Consider the following 19,463-nt stretch of genomic DNA (forward strand, 5'->3'; position numbering starts at 1 on the left):
GTCTTCTTGGTCGTTGATCCCTCTACCGGAGGCCTCGCCTATTTCCCGGCACCAACACGCCGGATGGACCCTTCCGGTGACTTCTCAAACACGGCCTAGCTGCGGCCCTCGAACGCCCGCGCCATCCGGACCTGCTGCTCGAGCGCGTCACCCATCCGGCTCTGGACGGCGTCGAGCTGCCGGATGACCTCGCTCGTGGCGAGGATCCCGGCCGACACCTGCTGGCTGCTGGCCTGGATGCCGGCGACCTGGTCCGACACCCGCTTGGTGGCCGCGGCCGTCTCCCGCGCCAGGTCCTTGACCTCGCTGGCGACGACGGCGAAGCCGCGGCCCAGCTCGCCGGCCCGGGCGGCCTCGATCGTGGCGTTCAGGGCGAGGAGGTTCGTCTGGTCGGCGATGGCGGAGATGATCCGGATGACGTCGCCGACCGCGGCCGAGGCGGTGCCCAGCGCCTCGACCTCGGTGGTCATGGACGACGCCTGGGAGACGGCGCTCTCCGCGACCCGGCCGGCCTCGTCGGCCGCCTCGCGCAGCAACGACACCGTCTCCAGCAGCGCCCGGGAGTTGGCGGCGTCGGCCTCGGCGCGGCGCAGGACGTCGAGCCGCTGCGAGACCAGCTGCTGCACGTTGCGCAGGGCCGCGGTGCGCGACTCGGACAGGTCGATGGTGTCGGTGACGAAGAAGTCCATCGTCCCGATGACCCGGCCGTCGGACAGGATCGGGAAGCACACGCCGGACTTGACCCCGGCCCGCTGCGCGGCCGGGCGGCGCACGCAGTCGGTCACCTCGCCCAGATCGCGGACGAACACCAGGTCCCGCTTGCGCCAGGCGCGACCGGACAACCCGACGCCCTCGGCGAAGCTCGCGGCGAGGGTGACCTGCCGGAACTCCTCGCCCGCCGAGCCGGACTCGACGCTGAAGCGCAGGACGCCCGCCTCCTCGTCCAGCGCCCAGTAGGAGCCGTAGGCCCAGCCGAAGGCGGTGCGGACGGTGTCGAGCGCGATGCGCATGGCCGACTCGGCGTCCCGGGCGTCCCCGACCCGGCCGACGACGGTGGTGACGGCCTCGCGGTCGTGCAGGGTCTCCTGCAGCTGGGTGGCGGTCAGGGCGGCGCGCCGCGCGTGCCCCGCGACCCGGCTGATGGCCTGCCACTTCTCCGCTCGGCCGCCGAAGAACGGCAGCTCGCTGCGGGAGTAGTACTCCTGCAGGGCCACGACCCGGCCGTCCTCGAGGATCGGCAGCACGCAGCCGTGCCGGGCGCCGGCGGCAGCCGCGGTGGCCCAGCGCAGGCAGGTCCGGGTGTCGGTGGTCGGGTCCATGAGGACGGGACGGCGCTCGCGGATGGCCCGACCGCCGAGCCCGTCCTCGGGGGTCATCACGTCCTCCCCGCGCCACCGGGCGCCCATGGCCGGCGCCAGCTCACCCTGCTCGGCGACCAGCCGGAAGCCGCTCGCGGACGGCATCCAGATGCCGCCGTAGGCCAGGCGCAGGGCGCCGACCATCGTCGTCGTCACCCTGCCGTGCGCATCGGCCTCGCTGCTGACGCCCTCGTCCAGGGCGGCCAGCACCTGCTCCAGCGCCTCCACGTCCCGGGGCATCGGCGCCGCCCCCGACGAGGCGGGTGGTGCGGTGTCGGTGCGTCGCCACATGGGGGAGTCCTCCGGAGGGTCGAGAAGCGGCCCCCTCCTTTCGGCAGTGCACGACCCGTCTCCACCCGAGACGATCCCGTCCCGCGGCGGGGCAGCCCCGGTCAGGCAGCCAGCGGACGCTCCCCGCGCAGCGCGGACCGCCCGGCCTCCCAGGCGCCGAGCAGGTACCGCGCGGTCAGCCCGTCGAGCGCCAGCGAGCAGGCGGCGCCGAACAGGACGTCGCCGGTGAGCTCCGGCTCGGCGGCGACGAGCGAGCCGCACATGTCGACCGCGGCGATCTGCTCGTGCACCGCGTCGGCCTCGACGTGCTCGTCGTAGAACACCGTCGTGCGGGGCCCGAAGCCCAGCCGGCGCAGGCCTGCCGAGTAGCGGCGGCTCGGCTCGGACGACGTCATCTCCACGGCGGTCAGGTGGCCGAGCGCCGCGGCCCGCCAGCGCCGGTGCAGGCCGAACAGCGACATGGTGTTGACCGCGGTGAACGCCGGTGCCGGGGCGTCGTCCCACAGGGCGCCGTAGGCGTCGTCGAGCCCGAGGTCGCGCAGCAGCCCGGCGAACAGCTCGCTGTGCATCCGCGCCGGCGACCCGCCGCCGTACTCGTCGGCCTGGATCTCGACCATCGCCGACTTGGTCCGCCCGCTCAGCCGGGGGACGGCGAAGGTGTGCGGGTCGCCCTCCTTGAGGTGGTACACCGACCGCAGGGTCAGGTACTCCCGCCACTGCTCCGGCGAGCCCGAGCGCGCCAGGTACCGCGACAGCGACGGGCCGTCGTCGGCGGCGATCAGCGCGCCGAGCTGCCGGTCGACCGGCTCGTCGGTGACCTGCAGCGGCCCGACCAGCGCCCGCAGGGCCGCGGTGTGCGCCTGCTCGAGGCCGGCCCGCAGGGTGAGCAGGCCCGGGTCCCACTCCCACGTGTCGGCGACGCCGTCGAGGCCGCGGTAGTGCAACTCGTAGCAGGCGGCGAGGGAGATCTGCAGGTCCTCGTCGAGCAGCGGGTCGGTGCCGGCGGCCGCGACCTGCCCCGCCAGGTCCACGGTCGCCGGGGAGAGCTCCCCGGCGAGCAGGTCGGTGCGCAGCGCGTCGCTCAGGGGACCCCTGGGCTCGGGAAACTCCATGCGGTCGGCCATGCCCACTCCGATCGTGCTCGATGCACCCCGTGGGGAAACTCGATGCACCCCGTGAGGAAGGTCGCCCGAGGGTAGGGCCACCCCATGACCTCGACCGACCGCTCCGCTCCCGACGGACGTGCCCGCGTCGTCCTCGTCACCGGCGGCAGCGCCGGCATCGGACGTGCCACCGTGGCCCGGCTCGCGGCCGGCGGCGCCCGCGTCGTGACCTGCGCCCGGGACGCCGACCGGCTGGCCGGGGCGGTCGCCGGGCTGCCGGGGGTCACCTGCCTCCCCGCGGACGTCGCCGACGCGGGGGACCGGGCCCGGCTGGTGGAGGGGGTCCTGGAGCGGTACGGGCGGCTGGACGCGGTCGTCCTGAACGCGGGCCTCGGCTGAGCCGGCCTGGTCGAGGACATGCCGGCCGAGGCGGTGGCGGCCGTGGTGGGGGTGAACCTGACCGGTGCCGTCGACCTGACCCGCCTGGCGCTGCCGCACCTCCTCGCCGCCGCCGCCGCCGGTGGCGGCCGCGCCGACGTCGTCGCCGTCTCCTCGGTGGCGGCGTGGTCGCAGGTGCCGCCGCTCACCGTCTACTCGGCCACCAAGGCCGGGCTGCTGGGGTTCGTGCGCGGGCTGCGCCGCGAGGTCACCTCGCGCGGGGTGCGCGTGCACTCGGTCCACCCGGGGCCCGTCGCGAGCGAGTGGCTCGCCCGCGGGCACGGCTCCCCGCCGCGGTCGGACGCCGACGCCGGCCGCCGGCTGTCCCGCGGGATCCGCACCGAGCGCGTCGCCGCCGCGATCTGCGGCCTGCTGGAGGCGCCCCGGTCCCGCTCGGTGTCGGTGCCGCGCTGGACGGGCCTGGCCCGCCTGGGGGAGCTGCCGCCGGTCGACCGGGTGCTGGACGCCGTCCTGTCCTCGCAGCACGACCGGATCCGCCGGATCAGCGAGCGTGTGGTGGAGCGCCGCACCCGCTGACCGGCCGGGTGCGCACATGACGATCTGATGAGTTCCGGCACCGGCAGGTGCGGCGGCGCGCGCTCCGGGGCACGGCCGGGGACCGGGTCGACGACACGGAGGTCCCATGCGTTCCCCCCTGACCGCACCGGCGGTGCTGCTGTCCGCGCTGGTCGCGGTGCCCCTGGCCGCCTGCTCGGGCCCGGCCGCCCCCGGTGGCACGAGCGCGGGACCGGAGGAGTCCACACGGGCACCCGCGCCGGCGGGCATCGTGCTGGATGCGACGTGCACCGGGCCCGGTGGGATCACCGTCGCCCATCCGGCCGACTGGTCGGTCAACCCCGGCGACGTCGTCCCGGCCTGCACCCGCTTCGCGCCGGAGGAGTTCGAGGTGCGGCCGTACTCCGACGTCCGGGTCGCGGCGGTCGTCCTCGCCGTGGAGGACCTGCCCCTCGCCGTCCTCGCCGTGGCGGGACCGGACGAGGTGGCGCGCACCGACGTCGTGGTCGGCGGCCGTCCGGCGGTCCGCCAGGTCCTCGTGACCGGCCCCGGCCTGCACCCGGAGGGCACGAGCATCACGCGGTACCTGGTGGACCTCGGGCGGGAGCGGACCCTGGTCGCCGACGCCGTCCGGCCTCCCGGCCGGGGGACCGGGGAGACCGAGGCCGTGCTGGACGCGATGATGGCGGAACTGCAGATCGGCGGCTCCGCCTCGCGGTGACCGGCCGCGGAGTGGTCCACGGCGCGGTCGAGCGGATCGCCTCGCGACCGGGCGAGCGCTGATCGGCCGCGGCGAGATCACCGCCGGCGCAGCGCCAGGCCGATCGGGTACAGCAGGGCCAGGTGCCCGTCGCTGTTGTCCAGCAGCTCCTGCAGGGCGCGCACGGCGCGCAGGCCGGGCGGGTCGGCCGACTCGAGGTCGCGCAGGTCCAGCAGCAGCTCCCGGTGACCGTCGTGGTGCAGGGCGAGGACCGTGCCGACCAGCCCGTCGGCGGCCGCCGTCCCCAGGTGGCCCCGCGCCCGGACCCGACCGCGGCGCGCGTCCACCGTCTCGGTGAACGGCTGGTCGCCGGTGCGGCGCCGGCCGGCCTGCGTCGGGTCCATGGTCGGCAGGTACCCGGTCGCGTCGGGTCGACCGCTCCGTCCGGCCGGTCGTCACGCGACCGTCATGCGCCGCCACCGCGGCTGCGGCAGCGTCTCATCCGTCCCGCGCGTGCCCGGCCGGCGCAGGGGCCACACCGGTCGCCGGTGCCGGCCGGTGGACTGCCGACTCCTCTGTCAGCGACCCCGCCGTCGAGGAGCCCGCCATGCGCCTGCCCCGTCCCCGCCCCCGTCCCCGTCCCCGTCCCCGGACAGCGACCGGAGGTGCCCGGTGAGCCGGGACCGCCGGCGGGCCGAGCTGCGCGCCGGGGCCTCGCTGGTCGCCAGCGCGGGGGCCGACCTGGGCTGCGGCGAGGAGCCGGAGGTGCGCGCGCTGCCCGACGGCCGGCTGTGGCTGGCCGACGTGGGGGCCGCGGTGACGGCCGCCGAGCTCTACCGGGCCGCCCGCGGCGTGCTGGCGGCCCAGCTCGACGCCATGGCGCAGGTGAGCGACCAGTCGGTGGAGGAGGTCACCTTCGGCTGGCTGGTCGGGCTGCAGATGGACGACGTCCTGGCCGCCCTGGAGGACGGGTCGGCGGAGGCCGCCTGACTCCCGGCTGCCGGGCGGTCAGGTCCGGACGCTCGCTTCGGGAGCAGTCGCCGGCAGGACCTCCTCGCCCGACGGGAGCCGGGGCTCGTCCTCGCGCCGGGCCAGCCGGCTCGGCCACCACATCCGCCGGCCGACGTCGAGGGTGAGCGCGGTGACCAGCACCGACCGGACGATGATCGTGTCGAGCAGCACGCCGAGGGCCACCGCGATGCCCAGCTGGGTGAGGAACGTCAACGGCAGCGTCCCGAGGACGGCGAAGGTCGCGGCGAGCACGAGCCCGGCCGAGGTGATCACCCCGCCGGTGGCCGACAGGCCGATGAGGGCGGCCCGCCGGGTGCCGTGGTCGACCGCCTCCTCGCGGACCCGGGTCATCAGGAAGATGTTGTAGTCGATCCCCAGCGCCACCAGGAACACGAAGGCGAACAGCGGGAACGAGGCGTCGGTCGTGGTCACGCCGAGCACCCAGTCGAAGATCAGCGCGCTCAGCCCCAGCGCCGCTCCGTAGGACAGCACCACGGTGGCGATCAGGATCAGCGGCGCGACGAGGGCCCGCAGCAGGATGCAGAGCACCACCAGGACGACCAGCATGATCAGCGGGATCACCACGACGTCGTCCCGCTGCGAGGCGTTCTGCACGTCGAGGTTGAGCGCGGTGTTCCCGCCGACCAGCGCGTCGCCGTCCCCTACGCCGTCGAGGGTCTCCCGCAGGTCCTCGATCGTCGCGGCGGCGGCCTCGCTGTCGAACTCGTCGGCCAGCGTGGCCTCGATGAGCGCGGTGTCGCCCTCGACCTGCGGCTCGGCGACCTCGGCGATCCCGTCCTCGGCGCGGACGGCCGCGGCGACCGCCGTGGCGTCCGCGGCGCTGGTGACCACGTAGACGGGGTTGCCGGCGACGGCCGGGAAGTGCTGCGCCGCGACCTCCTGCCCGACGATCGACTCCGGTTCGCCCCGGAAGCTCTCGGCCTGCGTCAGGCCGACGGGCTCGAGCTTGACCACGCCGGCGCAAGCGACGAGCAGCAGCAGGCCGGTGACCACCCAGGTCGCGCGCGGCCGCGGACGGATCGCGTTCCCGACCCGCGCCCACAGCCCGGTGGAGCTCGGTTCGGGGCTGCCCAGCGCCGGGCGGACCGGCCAGAACACCCAGCGACCGAAGATCACCAGCAGCGCCGGCAGGAGCGTGAGCAGGACCAGGAGGGTGACCGCGACGCCGATCGCGGCGACCGGACCGAGGCCGGCCGTGGAGTTCATCTCCGCCGCGACCAGGCAGAGCATGCCGAGGACGACGGTGCCGCCGCTGGCGAGCACCGCGGGCCCGGCCCGGTGCACCGCCTCGGTCATGGCCTCGTGCCGGTCGGCGTGCAGCCGCAGTTCTTCCCGGTAGCGCGCCACGATCAGCAGCGCGTAGTCGGTCCCGGCGCCGACGATGAGGACGGTGAGGATGCTGGCGCTCTGCGCGTTGACCGTGAGGTCGCCGTAGCGGGCGAACAGGTAGACGACCGCCTGGGCGCACGACAGCGAGATGACCGCGCAGAAGATCGGCAGCACCCACAGCACCGGGCTGCGATAGGTGAACAGCAGGATGAGGACGACGACGCCGAGGGCGGCGAACAGCAGCGTCCCGTCGATGCCCTCGAAGGCCTCGGCGGAGTCGGCCGCGTTCCCCGCGGGGCCGGTCACGTAGGCGTCGAGCCCGTCGGGACCGTCGGCGACCTCGGCGCGCATCTCGTCGACGAGCGGGGCGATGGCCTCCCAGCCGTCGGGGCCCACGTTCAGCGGCACGATGACCTGCAGCGCCTGTCCGTCCTCGGACGGGATCGGGCCGGTGATCCCCCCGTCGAGGGCGTCCAGCCGGGCGAAGGACTCGACGTCCGCCGCGACGGCCTGCCGGTCCTCCGCGGTGAGCCCGCCGGCGCGCTCGTAGACGACGACGGCCGGGATGACGTCGGGGTCCGAGCCGAGCTCGGCCTGCGCGTCCAGCACGCGGGTCGACTCGGCTCCGCCGGGCAGCCAGGCCGCGATGTCGTTCTCCTGCTCGTCTGTCAGCTGCGCGGCCAGCGGCCCGGAGACCGCGGCCAGCACCAGCCAGCCGACGAGCACCACCCACTTCAGGCGAGGATGGCTGACGCGCGACGCGAACGACCTGCCCATGGGATGGCCCTCCGACGGCGCCGGCGCACCGGCGCGGGAACGGTGCGCGGGAACGCTAGCGACCGCCGCGGAGGTGTGTCACCGCATTTCGCGGCGGCGCGCGGGCCAGTTCCGGTTCCGGTCCGGGGTCGTCTCGCAGGTGGCTGGTCGCCGCCCGGCGGAGGAGGTCAGCGCGCCGCGGGAGGCGGGGGCGGCGGCAGGGTCGGCAGGCTCGGGGTGGTCAGCTCGCGGTAGGCGTCGGTGTGCGCCCGCAGCGCCGAGACGGCGTCGGCCACGTCGGTCGGCAACCGGCCGACCGCGGGCCGGACGCTCTCGGCCTGACGGACGGCGTCGGCGACGTCGGCCACCATGTCGAGGTGGGCGCGCGCCTCGGACAGGACGTCGGTGCAGCCCGGCGTCGGAGCCAGCGTCTGCTGCCGCAGGCACTGCTCGAGGCGGGCGCCCTCGGCCTCGAGGGCGGGCAGCAGGGCCGGCACCTCGCCCAGGTGCGCGCCGGCCGCGGCGGCCGCCCCCACCCGGCGGCGCAGCTCGGCGCGGCTGCGCTGGAGCTGGAGCTGCAGCTCGGCGGCGGTCCGGCGGTCGCCGGGAGGCAGCCGCCGCGCCGCCACGGCGGTGGCGCCCTGCGCACCGAGCTCACGGGCCTGCGCGGTGAGCTCCCGGCCGCGGGCGACCAGCGGGCTGCGGCGGACCCGGCGGACGACCAGCCAGCCGGCGAGGAGGGCGACCAGCAGCAGCACCAGGAACACGCCGCCGAGCACCGCGATCAGCGTCGGGTCCAGCGTGGCGATCCACGACAGGTCGTCGTCCATCGTGCTCCTCTCGCGCGGCGGGCGTGCTGCCGGGCGCTCGATGGTATTCCGCGCGGCTGGGAGATCGCTGGGAGCCGCCGCCTCGAGGCCGCCGGGGTGTCCGGCTAGGCCTCCCCTCCGAGGACCAGCGCGGTCAGCAGCACGAGGAAGACGGTGTTGATCAAGACGTGCGCCACGACGCCCAGGTAGACGCTGCGGGTGCGCCAGACCGCCCAGGTGATCGGGAGGAACCCGATGATCCGGGCGGGGTTCGTCCACGGTGTCCACAGGTGGTAGACGGAGAAGAGCACGGTGTTCAGCACCGGGGCCCAGCGTCCGAGGCGGGACAGCCGCGGGAGGAGGTGCCCGCGGAAGTACAGCTCCTCCACGATCGGGCCGAGGACGCCGTTGAAGGTGAAGGCCGCGGCGAGCACGAGGAGCAGGGCCGCGGTGGAGAGGGCTGCGTCGTCGTCGACGCGGGAGAACTGCAGCAGCGTCTCGGGCATCCAGCCGAAGAGGTTGTCGGCGATCCACTCGTCCAGCAGCAGCATGGACGCCGTCGAGAAGACGGTGAACCACAGGAACAGCGCGACGCCGCCCAGGACGTAGGTCCGTGGCCGCAATCGGCGCCGGTAGCCGACCGCGCCGAGGGGGGACCACGATCCGGTGGTCCGTCGCGCGGTCACCGCGAGGTAGCCGAGCTCCAGCGGGACGATGACGAGTCCGATGCCGACGAAGAAGGCGAAGAGCGCGGGCAGGCCGAGCTCCTCCACGACGGGGGCTGCGGCGAGCACGAAGGCGGTCAGCGCAGCGCCGGGCAGCAGGTGGAGGACGACCGACCGCAGCAGCCCGTGCGGCGGGACCGCCGGCTCCTCCTCGACCGGGATCTCCGGGGTGCGCACGTCGGCGCGCGCTATCGCGTCCTCCCGCGTGGATCCGGGCCGCCCCGACGACGGCCCGCCGCGCGACCGTCTCGCACCGGCCACCTCGGTGGCAGCCGTGCGGGCACCCCTCTTCGGAGTGGTGCGCGCACGACCCGGGCGAGCCGGCGGGCGGGCCGACCGGGGGGAGGGGACTCAGGTGGTGGCGCCCAGGTAGGACAGAGCGGCCAGCACCCGGCGTTCGTGCTCCGCGGTCGGCTCCAGGCCGAGCTTGCTGAAGATGCGGGAGATGTGCTTCTCCACCGCTCGTTTCGTGACCACGAGGCGGTCGGCGATGGCGTCGTTGCTGAGGCCGTCGGCGAGCAGCTCGAGCACCTCGCGCTCCCGCGGCGTGAGGTCGTCGAGGGGGAGCTCCCGCCAGGCCGGCCGGGCGAGCTCGGCGACGACGCGGGGGTCGACGGCGGTGCCGCCGGTGGCGACCGACCGCACGGCGGCGCAGAACTGGTCGATCTCGGCCAGCCGGTCCTTCAGCAGGTAGCCGACGCCGCTGTTGCCCTGCAGCAGCCTGCGGGCGTGGTCGGCGGCCACCTCCTCGGCCAGGACGAGCACGCCGGTCCCGGGGTGGGTCTCCCGGATCCGGGTGGCGACGTCGAGGGCCCGGGCGGTGTGGGCCTCGCGGAAGTCGAGGACGGCGATGTCGGGGCGGTAGGTGGCGACCCGGTTCAGGACGTCGTCGGGCGAGTCGCACTGGGCGACGACCTCGACGCCGTCCGCGGCCAGCGCCCGGCGCAGCGGCTCGCGGAGGAACACCGCGTCCTCGGCGAGGACGGCGCGCAGGCCGGCCGACCGGGTCGCGGCCGTGCGCTGGTCCCGTGTGCCGGCCCGTGGTCCCAGTTGGACGACGACGCGGCAGCGGGGGTCGCCGACGGCGATGCGTTGCGCCAGCCGGATCGTGGAGTCGCCGGTGTTGCGGGTGGCGATGCCGCCGAGGACGCCCGCGGTCATCCGGCACAGCGAGGGCGCCTGCCGGACCGCGTCGCCGAACGGGCAGCGGCGGTTGGTCAGCACGATCCGATCGCCGACCACCGACTCCACGGAGAAGTCGCCGCCGATGGCGTGCTCGAGGGTCACGAACAGCCCGGCGAGCTGGGGCGCGGTCAACGGGCCGGACAGTGCCCGGGCCCGCCGGTACTCCTCCTCCAGGCGGGTGCCCACGCGCTCGCCGACCGCGCTGACCGTCGCCTGCGCGGCGGCGGGCCCGGCGGTGTCCTCGTTCACCTGCGCCAGGTGGACGGCGACCGCACCGAGGAACGGCTCCCGCCCGAAGGTCCCGTCCGGCGCGGCCTGCTCCGGACTCGGGAGGCCGGCGCCGGAGTCGGGCGCGGGCACCACCGGGTGCTCCCGGGCGCGGTGGAGCGGCAGGACGACCGCCACGTCGGATCCGCCCGCCTCCCGGGCGCGGGCGTGCAGCGGTCCGGCCAGCTCGGCCAGCCTCCTCAGCCCACCGCCGGCACCCTCGGACACGGCGGTGGCCAGGTCGAAGCCGGGCCCCTCGTCCTGGACGCGGAGCACCGGTCGGACGTCGGTCCAGTCCAGGCCGACCCGCACCCGGCCGGGCGCGTGGCGGCAGGCGTTGCCGACGAGCTCGTCGAAGGCGAACTCGGCGGTCCCCCCGGGGGACTCCGGACGTCCGTGCCGTCGCAGGCACTCCAGATACCGGCCCCGGACGTCGCAGAGCACCGCGGCCTGGGACGTGTGGAACGACCACTCCATCGCTGCGCACCTCTCGTGGCCACGCTACCGCCGGCAACGGGGGGGCGAGTGCGACGGTCGTGTGACGACTGCGCCCGGTGCCGCGCGCCGCACAGGACCTCGCGGCGTCCGGAGGTGGAGCAGGCGCGGGTCGAGACGCGGCACGGCCCGTCGCCGGCGAGGCGCTGTGCGGTCAGCTCGAGCCCGACCCGTTCCCGGGTGAGGCAGGTGTGTGGCCCGGGGAGGGTGCTCCGGCTGGCCGCCGCCGGCGGCCGGCCCCGGCTCCGTCCAGACCGAGCAGGCCGAGGTCTCGTGCTCGCGGCACCACCTGCTGCCGGCTGCTCACGTCCAGCTTGGTGCGGAGGTGGTGGATCCGGGCACGGGCGGTGTTCCGGGAGATCGACATCGCCGCGGCCACCTGCGCGGTCGACCGGCCCTCGGCGAGCAGGCGGAGCGCGTCGAGCTCCCGGGCGGACAGGTGCGGCCGCCCGTCGTGGCGGACGCCGTCGGAGTCGGCCGAGTGCGGATCGGGCATGGCTGCGCTCCGTTCTCCACGGTCGCGCGGGACCGGCCGCTCCCGGTCCGGTGCGACGGATCCTCTGCAGCGACCCGGGACCGGCGCCCGACGCGGGCATTGCGGTTCCCGGTACCGCCACGCTAGGAAGCCCGTGGGCAACCCACTTCACCGCTGCGGCCGCTTTCCTTGCGCATCCGGGCCACCGTCGGAAGGAGTCGGCATGGACCGCCTCGTCCGCCTCGCGGCGCTGACGGGCTACCGGGAGGTGGCGCTCTCCCTGGGCCTGGACCCGGCGCGGCTGATGACCGACGAGGGGCTGGACATCGGCGCTCTGGCCGACCCGGACCACTGGGTTCCCGCGATCCCGGTGACCCGGCTGCTGGAGCGCTCGGCGGCCGAGTCCGGCTGCGAGGACTTCGCCCTGCGGATGGTGCGCTACCGCCGGCTGTCGGCGCTCGGGCCGCTGAGCGTGGTGGTGCGCGAGGAGCCCGACCTGCGCAGCGCCCTCGACCTGCTGATCCGCTACGAACGCGCGTACACGGGAGTCGTGGACCTGCGGCTGGTCGAGGCCGACGGGCTGGCGACGGTGCAGGTGTGGCTGGACTTCGGCGCGCCGGTGCCCGTGCGGCAGTTCCTCGACGGCACCGCCGCCGTGGTGGTCAACGTCATCCGCAGCCTGGCGCGTGCCGACTGGCAGCCGCTGTCTGTGTCCTTCGCCCATGGCCCACCGGCCGATGCCACCCTGTACCACCAGGTGTTCGGCCCTGGCCTCCGGTTCGAGCAGCCGTTCACCGGTGTGGTCTTCCCGGCTCACGACCTGGAGCTACCGTCGGCGACCGCCGACCCGAGGATGCGCGAGTACACCACCGGGCTGCTGGCGACCGTCCCCGCCCCCCGGCCGGTGACGCCCTCCGAGCAGGTCCGCTCGATCGTCGAGATCCTGCTGCCCACCGGCCGCTGCTCGCTGCTGCACGTCAGCCGCTCGCTCGACGTCCCGCCGCGGACGCTGCGGCGGCACCTGGCAGAGGACGGCGAGACCTTCTCGACGATCGTGCACGCCACCCGGGTCCGATGGGCCGAGCGGTATCTGGCCAACGACGCGTACTCGCTGACGCAGATCGCCCACCTGCTGGGCTTCGCCGCCTCCAGCGCCTTCTCCGTCTGGTTCCGCGGGCACTTCGGCACGACCGCCACCGAGTGGCGCCACCGCACGCGGTCCGCCCCGATACGGCGCCCGGTCCTGGAGGACGGGCTCGGCGACCGTGGCTGACGCCGTCGCCGGCCGGTCGCCCCCGAGCGGGGCCCCGTCGGCGTTCCCCTGGGTGGCCTTCGCGCTGGCATTCGCTCTGCTGCTCTCGGACTTCATGTGCCGGCAGGTGCTCGCGGCGGTGTTCCCGTACCTGAAGGCCGACTGGGCGCTGACCGACACGCAGCTCGGCGCGCTGGGCAGCGTCGTCGCGCTGACCGTCGCGGTGCTCACGGTGCCCCTGTCGCTGCTCGGCGACCGGTACGGCCGGCGCCGCGCCATCCTGGCGATGGCCGGGCTGTGGAGCCTGGCGACTCTGGGATCGGCGTTCGCCGCCGACTACGGACAGCTGCTCGCCGCCCGGGTGCTCGTCGGCGTCGGCGAGGCCGCCTACGGCAGCGTCGGTCTCGCCCTCGTGCTCGCGCTGTTCCCCACCGACCGCCGCGCGACGCTGTCCGGCGCGTTCACCGCCGGCGCCGCGTTCGGGGCGGTGTTCGGTATCGCCCTCGGGGGCGCCCTGGCCTCCCGGTTCGGCTGGCGGTGGGCCGTCGGGGCGATGGCCGTGCTCGGCCTCGTGCTGCTCGTCCTGTTCTGGATGCTGGTCACGGACGACGAGCTCGCCCGCCACGACGTTCCCGACGCCGGCGCCGCCGCGCCAGGGGCTCGGCTGCGTGCGCCGCTGTCGGCGGCGCTGTCCCCGCCCGCGGTGCTCTGCGCCTACCTCGGCAACGGCCTTTAACTGTTCGTCGCCGGGTCCCTGCTGGCCTGGCTGCCCAGCTACCTCAACCGCAGCTACGGGCTTCCCGCAGGTAGCGCCGCCACGCTCGCGGCCGGCCTGCTCCTGCTCCTGGGCATCGGGATGATCGGCTGCGGAGCTCTCACCGACCGGCTCGCCCGCACCCGGCCGCCACGTCGCTGGACCACCGCGATCGGCTACGCAGCGGCCTCGTCGACGCTGCTCGGCGCCGGCTTCGCCCTGCCCGCCGGGCCGGCGCAGCTGGCCCTCATCGGCGCGGGGGTCTTCTTCGTGGCCGGCACCAGTGGCCCGGCCGGTGCCCTGGTCGTGGAGCTGACGCCCGCGTCGATCCGGGCCAGCGCGCTGGGCGTGCTGGCACTGGCCAACAACCTCGTCGGCCTGGCCGCCGGCCCGGTGGCCACCGGAGCGCTCGCCGACCGGGTCGGGCTGCCGACCGCGCTCGGGCTCGTACCGGTCGTCTCCGTCGCCGCCGTGGCCGTCCTCAGCGTCGGACGGCGGATCACCCCGCACCGGCGCGGGCTCGCCACAGAAGTGGCATCGGCGGTCGACGCGTAGGGCACGAAGAACTCACCCCCCGCTCGACGGCGACACGCGGCCATCTGCGGCCGGACACCGACGGGTCCGCACGCGCAGCCGTGGGTGCGGTGCCGGCTGCTCGTGCGGACCCGTTGCGGACCGCTGCCGCTGACCAGCGGTGGACCCGCTGGTCAGCGGCTTGTGAGACTCAGATGTCGTAGTACATCGCGAACTCGTGCGGGTGCGGGCGGAGCCGGATCGGGTCGATCTCGTTCTCCCGCTTGTACTCGATCCACGTCTCGATCAGATCGGGCGTGAAGACCCCGCCGTCGATCAGGTAGTCGTGGTCGACCTCGAGCCGGTCGAGGACGGCGTCCAGGGAGGCCGGGACCTTGTCGATCCCCAGCGCCTCCTCGGGCGGCAGCTCGTACAGGTCCTTGTCGACCGGCGCCGGCGGCTCGATCTTGTTCTTGATGCCGTCGAGGCCGGCCATCAGCATCGCCGAGAAGGCGAGGTAGGGGTTGGCCGACGGGTCGGGCACGCGGAACTCGATGCGCTTGGCCTTCGGGTTGTCGCCGGAGATCGGGATGCGGCAGCAGGCCGAGCGGTTGCGCGCCGAGTACACGAGGTTGATCGGCGCCTCGTAGCCGGGCACCAGGCGGTGGTAGCTGTTGACCGTCGGGTTGGTGAAGGCCAGCAGCGACGGGGCGTGGGTGAGCAGGCCGCCGATGTAGTGCCGGGCGGTGTCGGACAGGCCCGCGTAGCCGGTCTCGGCGTGGAACAGCGGGTCGCCGTCCTTCCACAGGCTCTGGTGGCAGTGCATGCCCGAGCCGTTGTCGCCGAACAGCGGCTTGGGCATGAAGGTGACGGTCTTGCCGTGCGCCCAGGCGGTGTTCTTGATGACGTACTTGAACAGCATGAGGCTGTCGGCCGCACGCAGCAGGGTGTCGAACTTGTAGTTGATCTCGGCCTGGCCGCCGGTGCCGACCTCGTGGTGCCCCCGCTCGAGCTCGAGGCCCGCGGCGGTGAGGTTGCTCATCATCGTCGCGCGCAGGTCGCTGTAGTGGTCGAAGGGCTCGACCGGGAAGTAGCCCCCCTTGGGCCGGGTCTTGTACCCCAGGTTCGGGCCGCCGTCCACGCCGGTGAGGGCGCCGGAGTTCCAGGAGCCCTCCACCGAGTCGATGTGGTAGTAGCCCTCGTTGATGCCGGTCGAGTGCCGGATCGAGTCGAAGATGTAGAACTCGGCCTCGGGACCGAAGAACGCGGTGTCGGCGATGCCGCTGCTGGCCAGGTAGGCCTCGGCCTTCTTCGCCACGTTGCGCGGATCGCGGCTGTAGGCCTCGCGCGTGATGGGGTCGTGGATGAAGAAGTTGACGTTCAGCGTCTTGTGCTTGCGGAACGGGTCCACGAAGGCGCTGTTGGCGTCGGGCAGCAGGAGCATGTCCGACTCGTTGATGGCCTGGAAGCCGCGGATCGACGAGCCGTCGAAGCCCAGGCCCTCGGAGAAGGTGTCCTCGCCGAACGTCGACGCAGGGATGGTGAAGTGCTGCATGACGCCGGGCAGGTCGCAGAAGCGCACGTCGACGTACTCGACGTCGTTGTCGCGGATGTAGGCGGCGACCTCGTCGGGACTGGTGAACATCGATCCTCCGGGTGTGGGCGAACAGCCGACGACGAACCTACGAGCGAGGAGTTGCTCCGGGGTGTCTCCGGTGTTTCGGGCCGGTAACACCGGCCCCGGCGTGTCGCGCCGCGGCCGGTCGTCCTCGCGGGGGCCCCGCCGACCGGGGTCCTACGCTTGGGTCATGGTCAGGGATGCCCAGCCACCCCCTCAGGAACGCCGTCGCGGCGCCTCGCTGGGGTTGCCCGCCGAGGGGCCCGGTTCGCTGGCGCCGTTCGGGGCCCGCGTGCGGGCCTACCTCGTCGACGCCGTGATCGCGGGCCTGGCCACCATCCTGGTCGCGGGCCCGGGTCAGGGCCTGTGGACGCTGCTGGCCTTCGCCGGGCTGACGGTCGTCTCGCTGGTCCTCCTCGGCCAGACGCCCGGCATGCGCGTGGTCGGCCTGCGGCTGGCGCACCCGCGGCAGGGGGCGCGGCTGGCCTGGTGGCGGGCGCTCGCCCGCACGGCGCTGCTGTGCCTGCTCGTCCCGGCACTGGTGGTGGACGCCGACGGCCGTGGCCTGCACGACCGGCTGACCGACACCGCCGTCGTCCTCGACCGGTGACTACCGGCGGCGGATCTGCCGCTGGCTGACCGACATCTGCCGCCCGCCGGGCATCGGGCCGCCGGGCACCGGCATCTTCGGCCCGCCCAGGGCGCTCATCCGCCGGCCGAGCGCGTTCACCTCGGCGGCGCTGAGGTTGCGCGGCAGCTTCATCACGTGGGTGCTCAGCTTCTTGAGCGGCACCTGGCCCTCGTCGTCGCCGACGGTGATGTCGTAGATCGGGGTGTCACCGACGACGCGGGCCAGCTTCCTCTTCTCCTGCGCCAGCAGCGGCCGCACGCGTGACGGCGACCCCTCGGCGACCAGGATGACTCCGGGCCGGCCCAGCACGCGGTGCACGGCGTCCAGCTGCGTCGTGCCGGCGACGCCGGAGCTGACCCGCCAGTCGCCGCGCATCCCCTCCAGCACCCAGGCCGCCGCCCCGGGCTGCCCCTCGACCTGCCGGTAGGCCGAGCCCTGCGCCCGCCGGCCGAACACGATCAGGGCGGCCAGCAGGCCGAGCATGACCGCGAAGGGCAGCAGGAAGAACGGGATCCCCAGCAGGATGCCGATCAGCTCGACCACCCCGGCCACCACCACGAAGGTGATGAGCATGATCCAGGGGAGCCGGGGGTCGTTCTTGTAGGTCAGGGAGTACGCCTGCTTCATCATGCGGGCGTTGTTGCGGAGCTTGGCCAGCCGCTTCTTCTTCGGCTGTCCGTCCTTGCCGAGCTTGGGGGCCTTGGCCGGCTTCCCGGTCCCGGCCGCCGTGCCCGCGGTGCTCGCGCCCCGACCGCGACTGCTGGAGCCGGGTGCCCGGCCGGCCTTGCCGGTGGGTGCGGGGGAGTCCGTGGGCTTGCTGCGTGCCATGTCCCCAGGATAGGGCCGAGCCGCCCGCCGCCCGGACGACGACGCCCGGATCACCCCTCGCGGGTCAGCCCACGCGCCTCGACGGCCTGCTGGTAGAGCCGGCCGGCGCGGTAGGAGCTGCGCACCAGCGGACCGGCCAGCACGCCGGGGAAGCCGATCCGCTCGGCCTCGGTGGAGAACCCGACGAACTCCTCGGGCTTCACCCACCGGACGACGGGGTGGTGCCGCGGCGACGGCCGCAGGTACTGGGTGATGGTCAGCAGGTCGCAGCCGGCGTCGTGCAGCGCCTGCATCGTCTCGACGACCTCGTGCGGCTCCTCGCCCATGCCGAGGATGAGGTTGGACTTGGTCACCAGGCCGGCCTCGCGGGCGGCGGTGATGACGGCCAGGGAGCGCTCGAACCGGAAGCCGGGACGGATCCGCTTGAAGATCCGCGGCACGGTCTCGACGTTGTGCGCGAGCACCTCGGGCCGGCTGGAGAAGACCTCGGCCAGCTGTGCCGCGTCGGCGTTGAAGTCGGGGATGAGCAGCTCGACCCCGCAGCCGGGGACGGCGGCGTGGATCCGGCGCACGGTCTCGGCGTAGAGCCAGGCGCCGCCGTCGGGGAGGTCGTCGCGGGCGACCCCGGTCACGGTGGCGTAGCGCAGCTGCATGGCGGCGACGCTCTCGGCGACCCGGCGGGGCTCGTCGGCGTCGAACTCCGCGGGCTTGCCGGTGTCGATCTGGCAGAAGTCGCAGCGCCGGGTGCACTGGTCACCGCCGATGAGGAACGTGGCCTCCCGGTCCTCCCAGCACTCGTAGATGTTGGGGCACCCGGCCTCCTCGCACACCGTGTGCAGGCCCTCGCGGCGCACCAGCGACTTCAGCTCGGTGTACTCGGGGCCGGTCCGCAGCCGGGTCTTGATCCACTCGGGCTTGCGCTCGATCGGCACCTGGCTGTTGCGGACCTCGAGGCGCAGCAGCTTGCGGCCGGCAGGCTCGATGGCGGATCCGGAGGACGTGGGGGCCACCGTCTCGCTCATGACCTGCACGGTACGCCCGCACGACGACACCGCCCCCGCTGCCGGGAGCAGCGGGGGCGGGGTGCGAGGTCTCGGTCGACGGTCCGACCGTTCCGATCAGGCCGTGCCGATCACGCCATGCCGGAGCCGGACGGCCCGGCCGTGGGCCCGGGCTCGTCGTTGCCGCCACTGCTGAACGGCTCGGGGTTGTTCTTCGGGTCGACGGGGTCGGTCGGCCCGTCCGAGTCGACCATCTGGGCGTCGCGGATGCCCATGTCGGACTCGGCAGGGGCGGAGTCGCCGGACTCCCACGTGGCGCTGGAGACGGTCTTGCCGGAGTCGTCGGAGCTGGGAGAGCTGGGCACGGGGTCCTCTCGGTAGCTGGGGACCGGCCCGTCACCGGTGGGGGCGGGGGTCCAGGTATCGGGCTCGCTGCGGCGCCGGAGCACCGCGAACGCCACGGCACCGACCGCGGCGAACACCGCCAGCCACGGCCACCGCCGCGGCTGCCGCTCCAGGCCCGTACCCCGCTTGACCCTCGCCGACGCCTTCCCCGTCGCCTTGACGGCCTTCGCCTTCTGCTTGCGGCTCTTCTTCTTCGCCTTCGCGCCCGTCCTGCCGGCCGCCCCGACGAACTCCTCGCGGCGGGCCTCGAGCTCGTGCAGTCCCTTCTCGACGCCCGCGGCCAGCTGGCCGCGGGCGTTCTCCAGCGCCGGGACGACCGCCTCGCGGGCGGCGACCACGCGGGGCACCACCTCGGAGGCCAGCGTCTTCTGCGCCGCCTTCTGCGCCGCCTTCTGCGCCGCCTCGACCCGCGGGGCGAGGTCGGCGGCGGCCTTGCCGGCCGCGGCAGTGGTGGCTGCCACCGCGCCGGTCAGGGCCGGGACGGCGGCCTCGCGGGCCGCGTGCACCCGCGGACCGATCGCCTCGACGGCGGCGGCCAGCCGCTCGTCGACGGCGTCGCGCGCGGCCTCCAGGCGCGGGCCCGCCGCGTCGAGGGCGGCCTCGACGCGGGGACCGATGGCCTTCTGAGCGGTCTCCACCCGCGGGCCGAGGGCCTCGCGGGCCGATGCGACGGCCGGAGCGGCGACGGCGACGGCGGCGGCCACCTTGGGCGCGACGGCGAGCTGCGCCGCACCGAGGGCCGGCCCGGCGGCGTCGCGGGCCGCCGCGATCCGGGGGGCCAGCTCGTCCGCGGCCGCGCGACCGGCCTCGGTCATCGCCGTCCCGATGTGGCTGAAGCCCTCCTGGAGCTCGGCTGCGATGACCTGGCCTCGGGTCTTCTTGCGGAACACGGGATGTACCTCCACGTTGATCGTCTCGCCGGCCATCCTGCCCGGTCCGTCCGCCGAGCACACCCCGGAGCGGCATCCGGCCCGGCGGTGCA

Annotated in this window: 18 protein-coding genes and 1 pseudogene; 7 read left to right on the forward strand and 12 right to left on the reverse strand. The window is 74.6% G+C overall.

Translation table 11 applies throughout. The features are described from left to right. Positions 1 to 95: 95 nt before the first annotated feature. Positions 96 to 1,649, reverse strand: a complete 1,554-nt coding sequence (locus ACK586_RS14735) for a methyl-accepting chemotaxis protein (RefSeq protein ID WP_409331241.1) — start codon at positions 1,647 to 1,649, stop codon at positions 96 to 98. Between the two features lie 101 nt (positions 1,650 to 1,750). Next, positions 1,751 to 2,773, reverse strand: coding sequence for an iron-containing redox enzyme family protein (locus ACK586_RS14740; RefSeq protein WP_409331242.1), 1,023 nt, complete (start codon positions 2,771 to 2,773; stop codon positions 1,751 to 1,753). Positions 2,774 to 2,857: 84 nt separating this feature from the next. Between ACK586_RS14740 and ACK586_RS14745 the strand changes: the two are divergent. Then, positions 2,858 to 3,727, forward strand: a pseudogene (locus tag ACK586_RS14745) (SDR family NAD(P)-dependent oxidoreductase). A 106-nt stretch (positions 3,728 to 3,833) separates the two neighbouring features. After that, positions 3,834 to 4,427: a hypothetical protein gene (locus ACK586_RS14750; protein WP_409331243.1), complete on the forward strand. Its 594-nt coding sequence runs from the start codon at positions 3,834 to 3,836 to the stop codon at positions 4,425 to 4,427. A gap of 77 nt (positions 4,428 to 4,504) precedes the next feature. Here the strand turns inward: ACK586_RS14750 and ACK586_RS14755 are convergent, their stop codons facing one another. Continuing rightward, positions 4,505 to 4,810, reverse strand: a complete 306-nt coding sequence (locus tag ACK586_RS14755; protein ID WP_409331244.1) for a hypothetical protein — start codon at positions 4,808 to 4,810, stop codon at positions 4,505 to 4,507. 268 nt (positions 4,811 to 5,078) lie between these two features. Between ACK586_RS14755 and ACK586_RS14760 the strand changes: the two genes are divergently transcribed. After that, positions 5,079 to 5,396: a hypothetical protein gene (locus ACK586_RS14760; RefSeq protein ID WP_409331245.1), complete on the forward strand. Its 318-nt coding sequence runs from the start codon at positions 5,079 to 5,081 to the stop codon at positions 5,394 to 5,396. A gap of 18 nt (positions 5,397 to 5,414) precedes the next feature. Here the strand turns inward: ACK586_RS14760 and ACK586_RS14765 are convergent, their stop codons facing one another. The 5 genes from ACK586_RS14765 to ACK586_RS14785 form a co-directional block, all read right to left on the reverse strand. Next, positions 5,415 to 7,544 carry an MMPL family transporter gene (locus ACK586_RS14765; RefSeq protein WP_409331246.1) on the reverse strand — a complete coding sequence of 710 codons (2,130 nt, stop codon included), beginning with the start codon at positions 7,542 to 7,544 and terminating at the stop codon, positions 5,415 to 5,417. Positions 7,545 to 7,711: 167 nt separating this feature from the next. Continuing rightward, positions 7,712 to 8,353: a hypothetical protein gene (locus ACK586_RS14770; RefSeq protein WP_409331247.1), complete on the reverse strand. Its 642-nt coding sequence runs from the start codon at positions 8,351 to 8,353 to the stop codon at positions 7,712 to 7,714. A 104-nt stretch (positions 8,354 to 8,457) separates the two neighbouring features. Further along, entirely contained in the window at positions 8,458 to 9,234 is a 777-nt protein-coding gene (locus tag ACK586_RS14775) for a CPBP family intramembrane glutamic endopeptidase (RefSeq protein WP_409331248.1), read from the reverse strand. Between the two features lie 174 nt (positions 9,235 to 9,408). Continuing rightward, complete coding sequence (locus ACK586_RS14780) at positions 9,409 to 10,986, reverse strand: LuxR C-terminal-related transcriptional regulator (RefSeq protein ID WP_409331249.1); 1,578 nt, start codon at positions 10,984 to 10,986, stop codon at positions 9,409 to 9,411. Between the two features lie 172 nt (positions 10,987 to 11,158). After that, positions 11,159 to 11,500 (reverse strand): response regulator transcription factor, encoded by a 342-nt coding sequence (locus ACK586_RS14785; protein ID WP_409331250.1) that lies wholly within the window; start codon positions 11,498 to 11,500, stop codon positions 11,159 to 11,161. Positions 11,501 to 11,702: 202 nt separating this feature from the next. Here ACK586_RS14785 and ACK586_RS14790 point away from each other — a divergent pair, with 202 nt between their 5' ends. Genes ACK586_RS14790 through ACK586_RS14800 form a run of 3 tightly spaced genes read left to right on the forward strand, consistent with a single transcriptional unit; the run spans position 11,703 to position 14,040 of the window. Beyond that, positions 11,703 to 12,752, forward strand: coding sequence for an AraC family transcriptional regulator (locus ACK586_RS14790; protein WP_409331251.1), 1,050 nt, complete (start codon positions 11,703 to 11,705; stop codon positions 12,750 to 12,752). Then, positions 12,745 to 13,467, forward strand: coding sequence for an MFS transporter (locus ACK586_RS14795; protein WP_409331252.1), 723 nt, complete (start codon positions 12,745 to 12,747; stop codon positions 13,465 to 13,467). Before ACK586_RS14790 ends, ACK586_RS14795 begins: the two co-directional genes overlap by 8 nt. Before the next feature lie 21 nt (positions 13,468 to 13,488). Continuing rightward, positions 13,489 to 14,040, forward strand: a complete 552-nt coding sequence (locus tag ACK586_RS14800; RefSeq protein WP_409331291.1) for an MFS transporter — start codon at positions 13,489 to 13,491, stop codon at positions 14,038 to 14,040. A gap of 169 nt (positions 14,041 to 14,209) precedes the next feature. On the opposite strand, the gene glnA is transcribed toward ACK586_RS14800, so the two are convergent. Beyond that, complete coding sequence (glnA, locus tag ACK586_RS14805) at positions 14,210 to 15,643, reverse strand: type I glutamate--ammonia ligase (RefSeq protein WP_409331253.1); 1,434 nt, start codon at positions 15,641 to 15,643, stop codon at positions 14,210 to 14,212. Positions 15,644 to 15,806: 163 nt separating this feature from the next. On the opposite strand from glnA, the gene ACK586_RS14810 reads away from it, so the two are divergent. Beyond that, positions 15,807 to 16,226, forward strand: a complete 420-nt coding sequence (locus ACK586_RS14810) for an RDD family protein (protein WP_409331254.1) — start codon at positions 15,807 to 15,809, stop codon at positions 16,224 to 16,226. Here the strand turns inward: ACK586_RS14810 and ACK586_RS14815 are convergent, their stop codons facing one another. The 3 genes from ACK586_RS14815 to ACK586_RS14825 all read right to left on the reverse strand — a co-directional run bounded on the left by ACK586_RS14815 (position 16,227) and on the right by ACK586_RS14825 (position 19,407). Next, a complete protein-coding gene (locus tag ACK586_RS14815) occupies positions 16,227 to 17,075 on the reverse strand; it encodes a DUF4191 domain-containing protein (RefSeq protein WP_409331255.1) in 849 nt (282 codons plus the stop codon). It lies immediately after the preceding gene. 50 nt (positions 17,076 to 17,125) lie between these two features. Further along, on the reverse strand, positions 17,126 to 18,097 hold the full coding sequence (lipA, locus tag ACK586_RS14820) for a lipoyl synthase (RefSeq protein ID WP_409331256.1): 972 nt from the start codon (positions 18,095 to 18,097) through the stop codon (positions 17,126 to 17,128). Between the two features lie 110 nt (positions 18,098 to 18,207). Then, positions 18,208 to 19,407, reverse strand: a complete 1,200-nt coding sequence (locus ACK586_RS14825; protein ID WP_409331257.1) for a hypothetical protein — start codon at positions 19,405 to 19,407, stop codon at positions 18,208 to 18,210. Positions 19,408 to 19,463: the final 56 nt, after the last annotated feature.

This window comes from Trujillonella humicola, from assembly GCF_046233715.1.
Lineage (GTDB): Bacteria > Actinomycetota > Actinomycetes > Mycobacteriales > Geodermatophilaceae > Trujillonella > Trujillonella humicola.

Excerpts from the sequence above, each read along its gene's own strand:
- ACK586_RS14735 (WP_409331241.1), bottom strand. The coding sequence starts at position 1,649 with ATGTGGCGACGCACCGACACCGCACCACCCGCCTCGTCGGGGGCGGCG.
- ACK586_RS14740 (WP_409331242.1), bottom strand. The coding sequence starts at position 2,773 with ATGGCCGACCGCATGGAGTTTCCCGAGCCCAGGGGTCCCCTGAGCGAC.
- ACK586_RS14750 (WP_409331243.1), top strand. The coding sequence starts at position 3,834 with ATGCGTTCCCCCCTGACCGCACCGGCGGTGCTGCTGTCCGCGCTGGTC.
- ACK586_RS14755 (WP_409331244.1), bottom strand. The coding sequence starts at position 4,810 with ATGGACCCGACGCAGGCCGGCCGGCGCCGCACCGGCGACCAGCCGTTC.
- ACK586_RS14765 (WP_409331246.1), bottom strand. The coding sequence starts at position 7,544 with ATGGGCAGGTCGTTCGCGTCGCGCGTCAGCCATCCTCGCCTGAAGTGG.
- ACK586_RS14770 (WP_409331247.1), bottom strand. The coding sequence starts at position 8,353 with ATGGACGACGACCTGTCGTGGATCGCCACGCTGGACCCGACGCTGATC.
- ACK586_RS14780 (WP_409331249.1), bottom strand. The coding sequence starts at position 10,986 with ATGGAGTGGTCGTTCCACACGTCCCAGGCCGCGGTGCTCTGCGACGTC.
- ACK586_RS14785 (WP_409331250.1), bottom strand. The coding sequence starts at position 11,500 with ATGCCCGATCCGCACTCGGCCGACTCCGACGGCGTCCGCCACGACGGG.
- ACK586_RS14790 (WP_409331251.1), top strand. The coding sequence starts at position 11,703 with ATGGACCGCCTCGTCCGCCTCGCGGCGCTGACGGGCTACCGGGAGGTG.
- glnA (WP_409331253.1), bottom strand. The coding sequence starts at position 15,643 with ATGTTCACCAGTCCCGACGAGGTCGCCGCCTACATCCGCGACAACGAC.
- ACK586_RS14810 (WP_409331254.1), top strand. The coding sequence starts at position 15,807 with ATGGTCAGGGATGCCCAGCCACCCCCTCAGGAACGCCGTCGCGGCGCC.
- ACK586_RS14815 (WP_409331255.1), bottom strand. The coding sequence starts at position 17,075 with ATGGCACGCAGCAAGCCCACGGACTCCCCCGCACCCACCGGCAAGGCC.
- lipA (WP_409331256.1), bottom strand. The coding sequence starts at position 18,097 with ATGAGCGAGACGGTGGCCCCCACGTCCTCCGGATCCGCCATCGAGCCT.
- ACK586_RS14825 (WP_409331257.1), bottom strand. The coding sequence starts at position 19,407 with ATGGCCGGCGAGACGATCAACGTGGAGGTACATCCCGTGTTCCGCAAG.